This is a genomic window from Niabella beijingensis (assembly GCF_020034665.1).
Lineage (GTDB): Bacteria > Bacteroidota > Bacteroidia > Chitinophagales > Chitinophagaceae > Niabella > Niabella beijingensis.
In genome coordinates this window covers 2,714,988-2,730,162 of record NZ_JAIQDI010000001.1, presented here as the reverse complement: position 1 = coordinate 2,730,162, position 15,175 = coordinate 2,714,988, and the positions used below count along the sequence as shown (strand labels likewise).

The 15,175-nt window shown below is 45.5% G+C and carries 11 protein-coding genes; 5 read left to right on the top strand and 6 right to left on the bottom strand.

The window, feature by feature from the left end:
• The first annotated feature begins 17 nt into the window (after positions 1-17).
• Both K7B07_RS11380 and K7B07_RS11375 read left to right on the top strand, forming a co-directional pair.
• Positions 18-1,910 (top strand): RagB/SusD family nutrient uptake outer membrane protein, encoded by a 1,893-nt coding sequence (locus K7B07_RS11380; RefSeq protein ID WP_223709709.1) that lies wholly within the window; start codon positions 18-20, stop codon positions 1,908-1,910.
• A 127-nt stretch (positions 1,911-2,037) separates the two neighbouring features.
• The gene (locus K7B07_RS11375) at positions 2,038-3,234 is read left to right on the top strand and encodes a hypothetical protein (RefSeq protein ID WP_223709708.1); all 1,197 of its coding nucleotides are present in this window, start codon (positions 2,038-2,040) and stop codon (positions 3,232-3,234) included.
• Positions 3,235-3,547: 313 nt separating this feature from the next.
• Here the strand turns inward: K7B07_RS11375 and K7B07_RS11370 are convergent, their stop codons facing one another.
• The 4 genes from K7B07_RS11370 to K7B07_RS11355 form a co-directional block, all read right to left on the bottom strand.
• A complete protein-coding gene (locus K7B07_RS11370) occupies positions 3,548-4,678 on the bottom strand; it encodes a M57 family metalloprotease (RefSeq protein ID WP_223709707.1) in 1,131 nt (376 codons plus the stop codon).
• Between the two features lie 612 nt (positions 4,679-5,290).
• Positions 5,291-5,797, bottom strand: a complete 507-nt coding sequence (locus tag K7B07_RS11365; protein ID WP_223709706.1) for a hypothetical protein — start codon at positions 5,795-5,797, stop codon at positions 5,291-5,293.
• 764 nt (positions 5,798-6,561) lie between these two features.
• Positions 6,562-7,350, bottom strand: coding sequence for a Fic family protein (locus K7B07_RS11360; RefSeq protein ID WP_223709705.1), 789 nt, complete (start codon positions 7,348-7,350; stop codon positions 6,562-6,564).
• A gap of 629 nt (positions 7,351-7,979) precedes the next feature.
• Positions 7,980-8,228 carry a hypothetical protein gene (locus tag K7B07_RS11355; RefSeq protein ID WP_223709704.1) on the bottom strand — a complete coding sequence of 83 codons (249 nt, stop codon included), beginning with the start codon at positions 8,226-8,228 and terminating at the stop codon, positions 7,980-7,982.
• A gap of 284 nt (positions 8,229-8,512) precedes the next feature.
• Between K7B07_RS11355 and K7B07_RS11350 the strand changes: the two genes are divergently transcribed.
• The 3 genes from K7B07_RS11350 to K7B07_RS11340 all read left to right on the top strand — a co-directional run bounded on the left by K7B07_RS11350 (position 8,513) and on the right by K7B07_RS11340 (position 10,910).
• Positions 8,513-8,992, top strand: a complete 480-nt coding sequence (locus K7B07_RS11350) for a hypothetical protein (RefSeq protein WP_223709703.1) — start codon at positions 8,513-8,515, stop codon at positions 8,990-8,992.
• Between the two features lie 625 nt (positions 8,993-9,617).
• On the top strand, positions 9,618-10,190 hold the full coding sequence (locus K7B07_RS11345; RefSeq protein WP_223709701.1) for a hypothetical protein: 573 nt from the start codon (positions 9,618-9,620) through the stop codon (positions 10,188-10,190).
• Positions 10,191-10,349: 159 nt separating this feature from the next.
• Positions 10,350-10,910, top strand: a complete 561-nt coding sequence (locus K7B07_RS11340) for a hypothetical protein (protein ID WP_223709700.1) — start codon at positions 10,350-10,352, stop codon at positions 10,908-10,910.
• 71 nt (positions 10,911-10,981) lie between these two features.
• On the opposite strand, the gene K7B07_RS11335 is transcribed toward K7B07_RS11340, so the two are convergent.
• Both K7B07_RS11335 and K7B07_RS11330 read right to left on the bottom strand, forming a co-directional pair.
• Positions 10,982-12,358: a hypothetical protein gene (locus K7B07_RS11335; RefSeq protein WP_223709698.1), complete on the bottom strand. Its 1,377-nt coding sequence runs from the start codon at positions 12,356-12,358 to the stop codon at positions 10,982-10,984.
• Between the two features lie 20 nt (positions 12,359-12,378).
• A complete protein-coding gene (locus K7B07_RS11330; RefSeq protein ID WP_223709697.1) occupies positions 12,379-15,171 on the bottom strand; it encodes a TonB-dependent receptor in 2,793 nt (930 codons plus the stop codon).
• Positions 15,172-15,175: the final 4 nt, after the last annotated feature.

Genomic DNA, 15,175 nt, shown 5'->3' with positions numbered 1-15,175 from the left:
ACTCAAATTCAGCAAATATGAAAACATATATTTTTAGGCCATTTTTGATCATTATGGTCATTTCATTTACAATTATTAGTTGCAGTAAGGATTTTCTCAATATTGACCCCACGGGACAGGTACCTGAAGAGACCGCCTGGCAGGACCCGGCACTGGCACAGGCTTTTGTTACGGGCATTTACAGCGGTGGTACCGGCGTGTACGGACTGGGCGTGGGTGGTTTTGATGAGCAGATGCTGGCATCGCTCACCGACGAAGCCACCTTTACACATACCGGGCGGGACATCAACACAGTAATGGAAGGCAGCTCCAGTCCCAGCAGCACGGGGTGGATCCCCGGCAGTTACAGCTGGAAGAATCTTTACGATAATATCCGTGCTGCCAATATTTCATTGGAGAAACTGGCGGAGCCAAAGATCGATACAGCACTGGCGAACCGGCTGAAGGGAGAGGCGCATTTTCTCCGGGCCTACTTTTACCATCAGCTGCTGCGCTACTATGGCGGCGTACCCCTTATTTCCAAGGCATATGATCTGAACCAGGATTATAGTGTAACACGGAACACCTTTGAAGAGTGTGTGAACTTTATCATTGCCGACTGTGATACCGCAATTTGGCTGATCAATAAAACACAAATGGACAAAGGAAGGGCCAGCGTGCTGGCAGCCCTGGCGTTAAAGTCGCGGATCCTTTTGTATGCCGCCAGCGACCTGGCCTATCTGCCCCTGGCAAAAACAAAAATCCCCGAGCTGGCCAGTCATCCCAAACCGGAGCTGTTCGGCTATGCCGGCGGCGACCGTGACGCGCGCTGGACTGCAGCAAAACTGGCGGCAAAACAGGTGATGGACATGGGCACAGGGTATAAACTCAACCTCAATGCCAAGGTTTCGGCCGCCGAGGGCAAAACCAATTATATGTCCATTGCCATGAGTGGTTACAGCAAGGCGCTGGGTATGGATGCCAATGCCGGTTCAGAGGTGATTTTTGGCCGTTACTATAACCTCAATGTAAATACGGGGGGAGGTGTCAGCATCGCCCAGTACAACGGTCCTAACGGCTATCACAACTGGGCCGGGAACACACCGATCGGGCTGCTGGCAGATGATTATGAAATGGCCGACGGTACCCCCTTCAGCTGGAGCAATCCGGCACAAAAGGCCAGCCCCTATACCGGCCGGGACCCGCGCTTCTATGCCACCATCCTGTATGATGGTGCCGACTGGAAGCCCCGTAACCTGATCTCGGGAAATGTGGACCCCGCCAACCAGATCCAGACCGGGCAATACGACCTTATGGTTAGCGGTGCCAAAACCACTTTTAACGGGCTCGATACCCGCAGCAGCTCCATCGAGGACTGGAACGGAAGCCGCACCGGTTATTATATGCGCAAGTTTATCGACCCCGACCCCAAGATCGTGGATGCCAATACCAAGCAGCTCATTCCCTGGCCCTTCTTCCGGTATACGGAAGCCGTGTTCAATTATATAGAAGCCTGTATTGAGCTGAAAGAAGACGGCGAGGCCCGCGAATGGCTGAACCGGATCCGCTACCGTTCCGGCATGCCGGCCGTTACCGATGCCGGTGATGCCCTTAAAAAGCGCTACCGTAATGAAAAAAGAGTGGAAATGGCCTATGAAGAGCAGCGGTATTTTGATGTGCGGCGCTGGCTGATCCCGCAGGAGACCGTAGGCCGTAAACTCACTTTTATCAATGTGGTGGGCAACTTTAAACCCGGGCAGCAACTGGCAAATACCTACCGGCATGATAATAATATCTACAATTATACCTATACCCCGGTGGTGAATGAGGCACATGAGAACCGGAAATGGCTTAATAAGATGTATTATGCCCCGCTCAGCCGGGATGAAATGAATAAGAATACCTCCCTGGTGCAGAACCCGGGATATTGATCAACCGTTGCATTTCTTCATAAAGCCGCTTCTTTTGAGGCGGCTTTTATATTGCTTTCCCCCGTTCTTTCCAAAATTTAATATTAAATAATCATTAATTTTTGTAACTTGGATAGATTCCGGAGTTATGAAAAACGTGTTCCTCATATGGTGCAGTTTACTGTTTTTTCCCGCGGTTTTACAGGCAGGCAATGCCGATAAAACGGTGCGCTTCCTGTTTTATGGAGACAGTATCCGGTTTGCCTATGATGAAGCACAGTTTGTGGATTTTGATGAGGGCCGGCTGTCCGATTCCAGTATCCGTACCTTTTATACCTCCATCCGGCAAAAGGATTATTCTGCTGTTATTGCCGCCTTAAAAAAATATGAGGCGGAGGAGGGGGCCGACGACTGGCTGTATTACCAGCTGGTACGCGCGGCAGCACAGCAGATCAGTCCGAAGGAACAAAATTACATCCGCTATACCCTGTACAAGTGGTATTTTATGCTGCAATCCGGGTTTGACCCCATGCTGGCGCTGCGTGGCCGGCAGTTACTGTTTTACATACAAAGTGATGAGAATATTTACAATATCCCTTACCGGATGAAGGGGGGCAGGCAATATGTTTGCCTCAATTACCATGACTATGGCAGCAATATCGATTTTGAAAAAAATCCGTTCCAGGAAGTGGCGCTGGCCGTTCCGCAGCAGCAGCGCTCTTTTTCCTATAAGGTAACCAAGCTGCCCCGGTTTGAAACAACGGATTATATAACCCGTGATCTCAGGGTCTCCATCTACAACCAGGATTATGATTATAAAGTGAAGGTGAATCCCCAGATAAAAACGCTTTTTGCCAATTATCCTACGGTCGACTACAGCGCTTATTTTTCCATTCCGCTCAGTAATGCCACGCAGGCCTCCCTGATCCCGTTGCTTAAAAAAGAACTCAAAGGGCTCTCCGTAAAAAACGGAGTGGATTACCTGATGCGGTTTACCCGGTATGCATTTCCCTTTGAGGAAGACACCCGCCAGTTCGGACAGGAAAAGCGGCTGACCCCCGAGCAGACCCTGCTGTATGATGGCAGCGACTGCGAGGACCGGGTACTGTTCTTTTTTTACCTGGTAAAAGAAATTTACAACCGCCCCATGATCGTGCTGGTATATCCGCAGCATGTTACCATTGCTGTTAAGCTGGATAAACCGGTTGGCACTTCCATCCTTTTTAACGGGGAGCAATATTCCGTTTGCGAACCCACGCCACAGAAAGAAGACATTCCCATGGGTGCCCTGCTGCCGCAATTAAAGAATGTGAATTATGAAGTGGCATATGCGTATCATCCGTAGCAAGTGATGGCATTTCTTTAAAGCACTGTATCATTTTTTAAAGTAGCTGTTCGTTTTGCGGGGCACCAGGTGGCCGAACGGACGAGAGCCCCCCAACCACAGATCTTCGGTATTTCCTATCAGTACGGGAAGGTCACACGGGCGCCGGTATGCATAGCCCAGTGCAAAATGGACACTGGCAGCTGGCAGGGCAAGAAGCACTGCAGTGTTCATTTATTTTATCTTAAAAACAAAAGAGAACCGTTGTCGGTTCTCTTTTGAAATCGTGTATCCAGAGAGCAGAGATTGGCTAATTAGATACAATTTAGTGTCACTAATTAAAAACAACCGTCTTTCGTATCCATTCTCCTGGTAGTTCGCCATTTATAATTCTTGTCTCAAGAAAGTATGTGCCGGGGTTGGGCATTGAAAATTCTATTTGTGCACCTGCTTGGTAAGGCCCGTACAGTATATTTCCGCTGGCATCAAGTTCCCGCCATTCATGTCCATAATTATCAGCGCCAGCACCCGACGTCATAATTAACGTTTGACTTACAGATCCGGAGGTTGGCCCATTAATTACTGTTTTAAATGTGTATCCGCTATTTCCCAATGGATATAAATACCTGGCAGCAACCTTGTCATAGGAAGAAAATCTTCCATCTGAAGGATAGGCCCCCCAGCCATAACTGGTGCCCAGTCTTCCCGAATTCATTACAGAACTTGCATCATCTGTTGAGGCGCCAGATGAGGGTGTTCCGGGAATCGGGTTGGCTCCTATAGTTCCTGCACCCTCTACAAACCAGTCAGTATGTCGCAAACCCAGGCAGTGCCCTATTTCATGTATAAGCATGTATACATCTTGATCCTGACTTCTGGGTGAGCCATCAGTATTTGCTGTATAAGGATTGACTTTAATTCTATTTCCTGGTGCACCAGCTTGTGTGGGCCATTCGCCTTGTCCAAAGTTGCCAGAACCAAGGTTTTCCGGAACAACCAGAATATCAACATTCAGCGAAGGGTAGGGTGCATACATGTTATTGTAAACATGTATGAGGTTTATCCTGCAACTGCTGATCGTATTCCAGGCGTCAACAGCCCTTCTAATCGTGTAAAACCATCGGCTATCGTCAGCACTGAATTGAGAAGGTGTTGCATCGTAAAACCCAATTGTGATATTTGTTAAACTTCCCTGCACTGTATTATTCGTAGATACCTGTCTGGGAGAGGTAGCTGCTATTTTCTTCAATCCTGATTTAGATATTAATATATCTCCGTCTACAATAAAATAATCATCATTTTCCTGGACATCTTTTGAACTAAGGCTATTACTCTTTAAAAAATTTTGCAGCACTGCCGAGAGCTCATTCTTATCATCTTTTTTGATTTCCGAAAAATCATTTTTCTTACATCCGATAAATGCAGTAAAAATGATAAGGACAGCAAGTTGTTTTAATTTTTTCATGGTTTTGTGTTTTTAGTTTGGGAGGTAATATTTATATGTAATATACATCAGCCATATTAACATATCATTAACATAAGATTAAACAAGTATTATCTTTTCATAAGGGCCTATTTAAGCAGGTGTCTTTTCTACCACTAATAATTTGTCTCGAACAGCCAATCTTTGCTCAGCCGTTGGTTCCGTTAAATGTACCCAGGTATGTACCCATTTCAAAGCAGATGCTTACTGCCATAGTAAGCTACTTTGTTTCGTCCTTTTTGCGTAGGTCTCCGTTCTGTGCAGAAGCTTAGTAAGTTCTACAGCAATGATTAGCAAATGGTCAGAAACCTGCAGAATTCAGTTACCGCCTCCTTACCCCGCCCTCCGGGGTACCCCTGCGTACCTAAAACCCAAACACGCCAGGCTTTTACCTTAGCTTGCAAAGCATTTTGTTAAACTGTTGAAGCTTTTGCCTAAACGCACCCGCCTGTGCAGGTGGGGGTACCCACCGCTCCTCTCTGGTCAGTTTAGGTTTTGTATACCCTTAACATAGAAAAAAGCTTCGCGCGCGAAGCTTTTAGGTGGGCCGGTTTAGCTTTTTGCTTCAACGGCTTAGGGTTTTGATAAATTAGTTTAGGTATTAGGCACCTCCCCGGTACTTTCAGGTGGGGGTACCTGGGTTTTACCCTGCCCGCTAAACCGCTGCTTTAGCTGCTCATGCAGGGTTTTGGTACCCTGTACCCCCGCTTCGCTGGCAGCGCCAAAAATTTTATAAATAGCCAGCGCGCTGGTATACGCCTCACTGCCCGCCAGCAGCTGTGTATCCGCCAGTTTTTCCGCCAGCTGCTGCACCACCAGCACCAGCTCGTCCAGGGTATGGTAAAGGGCCAGGTCCTTTTTCATATCTTCCACTTTTATAAACGATGGCAGCAGCACTGCATTATTTACCGCCGCCTGTATGGCATCCTCCGTAAATACTTTATTACCTACATTAATCTTCGGCAGCATCATGCGCTCCGCAGTGGTAAGCCCTACCAAAAAGGGCAACGCTTTTTCAATAGCTATAATGTGGTCTTTTACGGCCTTTACTACTTCCGGGGCAAGGGTGGCATTTACCCGGTTTACTGTTGCATTTGACATAAATGGTTATTTTTTTAAAATGATTAATACGTGTTGTTTCAGCTTCGGTGTTACAGTTTTTTACCGGTTGTAAAACATAGCATTAAAAATAAGGCAACCCCATTACAGGTTCTCTGCTAAATAATAGTAGATATTATTACATTCTTTGGCAAAATGCAATCTCCCCGCGCAGTGCCACCGCTGCGGGTGTTTTTTTGTATAAAAGGTGCAACGCAGCGTTGCTCATTGAAGTAAGGTAACAACAATGAAGGTGCAGCCCCCTCTGGCGCACCCGTCAAAGACCTGCGTAGGCTAGAGCTGCCATGCCGCCAAACCGCTGCTTTTATGAGCCGTGCCCATGGCACTCCTGCGCTCCGTAGCATGTTGGTCCCCCGGAATAAATTCCGGGAGTTAAAAGATCAATCAGGCCCTATGGCTTTTACAAAAATCCATTGCTGGGTCGCTGTGCTGACCACTGCAAAGCCTTTCCGATAGTTACGGTGCATGAGATGGAAAAATTGTTCCTCTCCCTGGCAAGCAAATGGCCTGTGTCGTGCAGGTCGCGCCCGGTTCCACATACCAGGGCAGGCCAATAAAAAAACCTGAGCCCACAGATAAATAACTTTCTGGCGCAGGCCTCCCGGCCGGTGCAGAAGCATTACTTGGCTCCTCATTGATTGCAGTAGCGTATAATTATAGCAGTAATAAATAATTCCGGTCCAAATAACGAGCACGCACAGGTCAGAGACCTGTATGAGTTAGAGTTAGATAAATCTTCCATTTTTTTAATCCACCGGCTTATAACATACCGCTTTGGGCAGCAGGGTTAAAAAAGGTAGTATCTTATCCAATTGCTCCAGCGTTTCATAATAATCACGGCCAATATTTAAGCCGTTGTAATAGCCCCGCCTGTTATCGTAGTAATACTTTTCAGTAGGCATGCCCCAAACGGATGTACCCAGGCATTCTGCTAAAAACCATTTTTCCAGCAACCGGGCAGCACGGCCGTTGCCATCTGCAAACGGGTGTATTTTGGCAAACATAAAATGTATATAGGCGGCATAGTAAAGGGTTTGTTTCAGGCTTAAACTTTCTTCCAGGAGTATTTCAATATCCGCAAACAGTTTATCCATTTCGGCAGGCACTTTTTCCGGCTCTATGGCCAAATAAACCAGCCCCTGCCAGCCTCTTATGCCCACCTGCGTTTTACGGTATTTACCTTTTTGCCCTTTGGTTAAGTTGCTAAATGTGCCGGCTAATAGTTCATGGCATTTCAGTACCCCCTTTGGGGTCAGGCGATATCGTTTGGCATATTGGTATGCTTTTAATAAATCTTCAATTTCTTTTACCTCTTTGCTGTTTTTATTATTGGCCTTGCTTACAAAAAAGCTATTCAGGTCCAGCGTGCTGCCCTCTATTTGGGAGGACGCCACCGCCCCGGCCAGCATATAATGTTTAAAATCCTGTACTGTAAAATCGCTTTCTTCCAAATCTTTAAAACATTTGCTAACAGATGCTTTCACCTGTTTTTCAAACAGCTTTATTAAGTTGGGCTGAAGTAGTTGTAATTTCATTTTTAATTCCAATTAGCTACCACTATTCAAATCAAATAGGTGATTGCCGGCCATTCAAAAATAGCGATAATGTCCTAAATGCTTATTTTCCCTTTTCCGTCCCAAGTCCCTCTTGCGCAGGCCTCCCGGCCTGTGCAGAAGCATTACTTGGCGTGAGTTAGAGCTGCCATGCTGCCAAACCGCTGCTTTTATGCACCGTGCCCATGGCACTCCTGTGCTCCATAGCATGTTGGTCCCCCGGAATAAATTCCGGGAGTTAAAAGATCAATCAGGCCCTATGGCCTTTACAAAAATCCATTGCTGGGTCGCTGTACTGACTACTGCAAAGCCGTTCCGATAGTTACGGGGCATGAGACGGAAAAATTGCTCCTCTCCCTGGCAAGCGAATGGCCCGTGTCATGCAGGTCGCGCCCGGTTCCACATAATAGCAGGGCAGTCCAATAAAAAAAACTGAGCCTTTGGATAAATAACTTTCTGGCGCAGGCCTCCCGGCCGGTGCAGCAGCATTGCTTGGCTCCTGATTGATTGCAGCAAGTGTATAATTGTATAGCAGTAATAATTAATTCCGGTTTAATAAACGGCCCAAGTAACGGGCACGCACAGGTCAGAGACCTGCGCGAGTAATAGAATTATTCTTGCTCAGAAATTTTAAACCCTAAAATAGTTTTGTCATCAAGTTTATAGGTTTTGGCAATTTCCAATAACGTGTTAAAGCGAATATTCACTTCCCCCTTTTCTATTTTTGCCAGCTTGCTATTATCTAGGCTTGAAGAGTAAGAGAAGCTTAATAAATTCTTTTCAGATAACACTTCTTCACGATGCTGCTTTAGATATGCCCCAAATGTTTGTAAGGACGTACGCTTTATTTTCTTTGCCATTATATAAAGTTGACGACACAATAAAAAAAATATTTGGTCGAATACGACCAAATTATTATTTTAGCTGTAGAAACATTTTAAAAGCTATTTCACAGGGTCTTACTAGCGAAACGTAGGAAATTTCAATTAGTACAAGACGGTAAGTGAAAGGCTCGTACTTTTACAGTGCGGGCCCTCTTATCTGTACTATAGGTCTCCTACGACCTCGCTAGTTGGTAAGTTGGGCTTCGCACTTTTTTATGCCACCTTGCCAAAGGCTCATTTAAAATAAAAATGAGTAATCTATGCACGCCGTTACTACACCTGTACAAAACACCCACCCCGCCTTTAACGAGGAGCAATGGCTGCCTGTGCTCTTTCTGCTGGCAGATACCCAAACCTGGCTGCAGCAGCTGCAGGAGGGCCTTATGCACCAGCTGCCCGTTAAAAACCGTAAAAAGCTGCTGCGCAAAAGCTGGTACCTGGGCGTAAAGGCGCTGGCCCATATACTGGAGCGCCACTACCACAAGGTGCCCCGCCACCCGCTGGCGGGCAAGTTTACCCTGCCCATACCTGCCCTGGTAGCCGCCATAAAAGACGCGGGGCAGCAGCCACCGCTGCCCCCGCCCGGCGGCGCGCCACCCGGCGCCAATGTGCACCGGGTGCATAATGTGGGCACTACCATTGGGTACGATAGCCGAGGCCAGCCGGTGAGTACGCTCACCGTAATTACGGATGCCGCGGGCATGATCATTACCGCCTACCCCGGTGTTACAGACCAATGAGGTCTGCCCGCCGCGGCATACAGACCTCATTGGTCTTGCCCCCGCGCCACCGCCAGGGCAACCCCGCAAGGGGTTCCACTCCGTTAACCGCGCGTGAAACGCGGGGCAATGATCAGCATACTGGTTGAACCCCGCAGGGGTTCAATTCCAACCCTTCACAAACGACCGGCGGTTACACCGCCGGTTATCAGGGCATAACCCCATCCGGGGTGTTCGCGGCCCGGTACGATATAAGACTGATTGTTCTGGTGACCCTTTCCCGATCGTTATCGGAAGCAATGTAAGGGAGCAGAAGAGTCTTACAGCTGTTGAACACTCCGGTAGTTACAGAGGTGCCCCCGCGCCGCTGCCAGGGCAAACCCCGCAAGGGGTTCCATTCCGTTAACTGCGCGTGAAACGCGGGGGCAATGATCAGCATACTGGTTGAACCCCGCAGGGGTTCAATTCCAACCGTTCGCAAACGACCGGTGGTGTAACCGCCGGCTATCAGGGGTATAACCCCCTCCGGGAGGTTCGCGGCTCTGCACAACGGGAGGAAAATTGCGCATAACCCATCAAAGCAGCAGCAGGGCCCGCATCGTGCCGGTCGCCTTCCCCATCTCACAAACACAAAAAACAAAACCATATGAACTACAACGATCCCTACAAAACCCGCTGCTGGCAGGGCCGGCCCATTCAAAATCCCTATAAGGTATTAGCAGCCTGCTTTAAGTACACCTCCATTGCCGCTTACCACAGCAGCATTAAAAACGTGCTGCTGTGCGTGGAAAAAGAAACCATTTATAAAAAGGAAGACCCCGCCGTTGTATACAATCGTTTTAAAGCCATCCGCTCCATAATGCTGGCTGCCTGTACATTAAAAAATGAAAGCAGCCCCGGGCCGCAGGAAGCGCTGATGCACCATAGCCTGTATTGCAATGATGCCGAAGCTGACGAAGAAGACCTTTGGAACAGCCTGCCACGCGTACTGACACTGGAAGAATATAAGGACCCCTACAGCGCCATTCGCCGATTCTTCCGCTACCAGTCGCCGCAAAAATGGAAGGATACGCTAAGGACCATACTGTACAGCGCCTATTCCTCCTCCATAGACCCCGGCGAGCTGGAAGTATTGGATCTTTACCTGCTGCTGGCAGGCCTGATGGAAGCCGTACACCTGATACATGTAAGGGAAAAAGACAACCTGCAAGAAGGCTAGTTGCCACCAGGACACTAAGAAATACGAAGACTTTTTATTTGTTCCATCAGGTGTCTGTAACAGCCAAAAGTATTGGCTCCACCGATAAAGTTACACAGTTGCTATTGGCCTTTGTGGCAAAACAGCACAGGGGATAAAAACACAACCTAAAACATACCCATGCAAAAAACACCTTACACAGACAGCTATTTAAGCGCACTGGTGCTGAAGTACCAGCAGCATCCTAAAGCCACAGATATACATACTGTATTGTACGACCTTTTTCACCTTTCTCCCCCACAGGAGCAGGGGCTTTATTTAGAGCAGTTTTGCACTGCCGCCCTTACCAATGCTTATGCCTGGAAACAGGGCGCCCCGGCCAATGCTATAGATTACGGCCACCAGCTGGAACTACTGACAGAGGTAGCGTGGCTGCTATATAAAAAAGGGAAGTACAATAAAAAAGAGCAACGCGCTACACGGGAGGCCATCGAACTGCCCATGCCGCTTACCACTGCGGAGTACCTGCAGCCACAGCTATACCTTCAGCAGTTTTTTGCCTACACTCCGCTGCACCAATGGAAGCAATACATCGCTGCTTTTACCGTTAATGCCGTAAGCAATGAATCTGTAACAGATGAGCTGCCCGGTGCTGTGGTACTGGCTTTTGCTTCTTACATGAATAAGCTAATCTATGCAGTTTATCGTATGGCTGTATTAAAAGGGGTGGGGCTGAGATAAAGATCAGTTTTGCCCAATCCAATAAAAAAGGCGCTTCGTTTGAAGCGCCTTTAACTATCGAAAGGTAATAACTATTTGTTCCAAACAGTCCAATCTTTTGTCCAATCATTTGTGCCATCAAATGCACCCAGGTAGGTAACCTTCTCAAAGAAGGTGTTTAAATCCGGCATATCGAATTTAGCTGCCATAGTAAGCGGCTTCGTTCCGCTTTTGGGCTGAAGATTTGGCGTCTTATTATTGAATGGATCAGTGAGGCCTGCATCAGCAGCCGCATCAAGAGAAACGCTTAAATAACTTCCTGTTGTTAATGTTTTTAACGCATCATTTGAAAAAGTAGGTGCATTTAAAACAAGGAACGGGTTTGTAACCGCATGCAGTAAGCTATTGTAGAAACGGCTTTTGGCTGCATCCTGGTAGTAAGTTGCAGTAGGTGCATCCTCGATGATTAATCCGCCTTTCTGTCCGCCGATGACAATAGAGTTAGCTAAAACAAACTGAGAACCTCTTCTCCATCTCATGCCATAACCATATACATCCTTTGTTCCCGTTGCATTGTTAGGGCCAATAGCGGTGAAATTAGAAAGTACCGGGCGTGTGTTAGGCTGCTTCATAAATGGTGGGGCATCTTTACCATTTGTATTATCTACCTCAAAATTGTTTGACAAATCTGAGTCTGGTTTTTGATCGGTAAACTGCGGATCTTTAATAGAAACCGCAAATTGTATTTTACCATGGTATCCATCATCAAGATCAAAATCATCATCTCCATTATTATAAGCGATCAGGTGCTTACAGTTTACAGCTCCACCGAAGAATTCAAAAGCGTCGTCAACTCCTCTTACAACCTGAACGTAATCAATTGTAGTACCAGAACCTACCGTATAAAGTGTAAGACCATTCAGCTCATTTCCAGGAGATACTGCTTTACCGGCATACTCAATGCGAACATATTTTAAAGTACCAGAGTTATCCGCATCATTATCGCCTCCAAATTTACCTCCATTTTTGTCTATTCCTCCTTCCATTACAGCGTGGTTTCCATTACCTGTAGCTTTACCAACAAGCACAAGACCTCCAAGATCACCCGGTTGAGGATTGCTTTCTCCTGAAGTAAATACAATAGGCTCCGTAGGAGTTCCTATCGCGTTTATTTTTCCTCCCATGTATACAACCAATACGCTTAATAAGTCTCTTTTTGCCACAATTTTAGTTCCGGGTTCTATATCAAGGGTGGCACCATTTTCAACATAAACATATCCTCTTAATAAATAAGTATTGTTCTTTGTCCATTTCACATTTCCGGTAAGGGTTCCGGAAACTTCTATGGTTTCGCCTGAGGGTGGTGGATTGGTACCAGGTCCGGGATCGGGATTATTATCGCTTTTACTACAACCAGTGGTGTAAATCGCCGCAGCTAATAATGCTGCGTAAAGCATGTTTTTTTTCATTTTTTTGATTTTAAACTCGTTTAAAAAAGATATTTTATTGTCAGAGATGCGGATGTTCCCAGCTTTGTTGACCGCATAATCTTCGAATCGGCTTCGTCATAACCGATATTGGATGTTGCCGGATCAAACTTGTAATACCAATTAAATGGCTGGGCCAAAATGTCAGATACAGTAGCTTTAACCTCGAGCTTCTTATTAAGAAATTTCCTGCTTATCTGTGCATCTATAACATCCCTGGGTTTTTCATAGATATTTAATGCACCGTCCTGCCCTCTGTATGACAGACGTGGGCCAATCCTGTTATACAACAGATTAAACATAAACTTATCTTCCCTATCTGAATATGTTATACCAGTGTTGATTAAATAAGGCGATTGACCCTGCATCGGGTTATTCGCAGAAAGCATATTTTCAAACTTGATAGACCCTTTCATGTAAGCAGCATTCACATACAGGGAAAGCCTCTCTAAGAAGTCGCTTTGAAAAAAATCCAATTTTTTTCTAATCTCCACCTCGGCACCATATACTTCAGAACTTTTGGCGTTCTGATACGACAGAAAATCATTTCCAAGATTGACACGCTCGATTGGATTGTCAAACTTCTTATAAAACAGACTTGCCGAAATAATCTGACCTGCCCCAGGAAACCATTCGTACCTTAAATCCAGATTAGAGTTTTTACTTCTCCGAAGCTCAGGATTACCAGCAACGAAAAGCGCCAGATCATAATCGTAGACGATATAATTTGTCAATTCCCTGAATTCAGGACGGTTAACTGATTGTGAGCCTGCAAGTCTTAGATTGGATTTTGGATTTAGAGAGTAAGTAAACAATACTGATGGCAGCACATCAAAATTCGATATCGGCTTATCAACACTGGTACTTCTGTTATCCAGAGCATTTAATTCCTGCCGGTAATTTTCAACACGTACCCCCCATGTAAGTTTTACAGAAGGTGCCAGCTTATTATCTAACATAACATAACCGGCATTTAATAAGGCATCGCCTTTATAAGATGCGGAATTATTCAGTATATTACCAACAGTAATTCCGTAATTGTCAATATTATCATTTGTAAAAACGGAAGAGAATGTTCCTGTTTCCGGTTCGGGAATATCAACACCGCCGGCACTCAATGAAGCGTATCCTATTGCATCCACCTCAACATTTCTCTTGCGATAGTAGTTTGCTGTTCCGAATTTAAATATCTGGGGCAGGTTCAGCCATTGAAATTCTTTGATTACATTAGCAGAAGCCCCGTAGATATTCTCATTCAGGAAAGAATATACTCTCCCAGCACGATCTATTGCTGGTGAGTTCTGATTGCCCAGTGGGAGAAAGAAATTATCCGTCTGGCCTGAACGTGTTCTGAAATTTAAAATCCTTTGATCTGGTTCATTTCTGTAAGTATAAGAAAAAGACCCCGTCCAGTCGGCTTTCCAACCATTATTCAAACTATGTGCCCCCTCTAAAACCGAGTTAACTATGCCATTTTGAACAATGTGATTCAGATTACTTTTTATTAAGAATTTATCATCTTCTCCATTAGAAACATCATATCCGTTTCTTAAGCCAAGAGAAGAAGTGAAATCGTTGTTAAACAGGTTTTTAAATGACAGCTTACTCTTACCGTAGGAGTAGGTCAGGTTCAGCAATGCATTGAGATTGCTTTTTTGATCATAATTTGTAGTAGTATATGAGTAACGCAAGCTTTTGTCGGCCAAATATTCATCGCGGGTACGCTCTGAAACCTGTCGCGATGTGCCATATCCTAAAGAAAAAATGTATCCAAGCTTATTATTGTTTGACATCAGTTTAGTATTGCCTCCGGTATATGACAAGGAAAGATTGGGTAAACTGTTATTCGCATTTTTGAATCCGAACGTATTGGGAAACATTTTTGTAACAGCAGTCTTAAAGTCATCGGTCTTATTAATAAACTGCGAAATATTACGGTAGTATGGACCAGGTATCAGACGACTGTCATCTAAAAAACCCAGGAAGTCCAGATTTCCCTTATCCGGATTTTTGTAAAAGGACTTAAATGTTGTCATTGTGTTATACCCGGCAGTGAACGAAAGCTCACTTAACTTCGAGGTAGGATAATCCTTTGTGGTGATTTTTATTGCCCCTCCAGCAAAATCTCCGGGAAGATCAGGTGTAGGTGTCTTATAAATCACCAAATTATCCACCGCAGAAGAAGGAATTATATCAAATGAAAACGCTCGCGTGTCAGCTTCGGTGCTTGGCAACACTGCATTGTTGAGCAATGCAGTATTATATCTTTCATTCAACCCACGAATGATCACAAATTTATTGTCCTGTATCGAAGCACCACTTACCCTTTTCAATACATCGCCGGTATTCCTGTCAGGGGATTTTTTGATAATATCCGCCGAAATACCATCAGAAATAGAAGAACTTAATTTTTGTACATTATATAAGGAAGCAACAGATTCCCTTCTGGCACTTGTTTTTACCACCACTTCCTGTAACTGCTGATTGGATTTTTCCAGCGTGATATTGACAACAGGCACATCGGTATCTGTAACCTGGATATCGCCAACTTCTTTTGTTTGATAACCAACATTTGAAACGGTAAGGCTGTATTTTACATTCCTTTGTACCGAAATATAGAATCCACCATCAACATCAGTGGTCACTCCCTTTTGTTCTCCTGTTATTGTTACTGATGCGCCTACAATTGCAGCGCCCGTTTCTCCATCAGTAATTTTTCCGGACAGCTTTGCCTGTGAAAAAACCAGATGGGAAACAAACATGAGAAAAGTAACGAACAGCAGCCTAATTTGCATATAG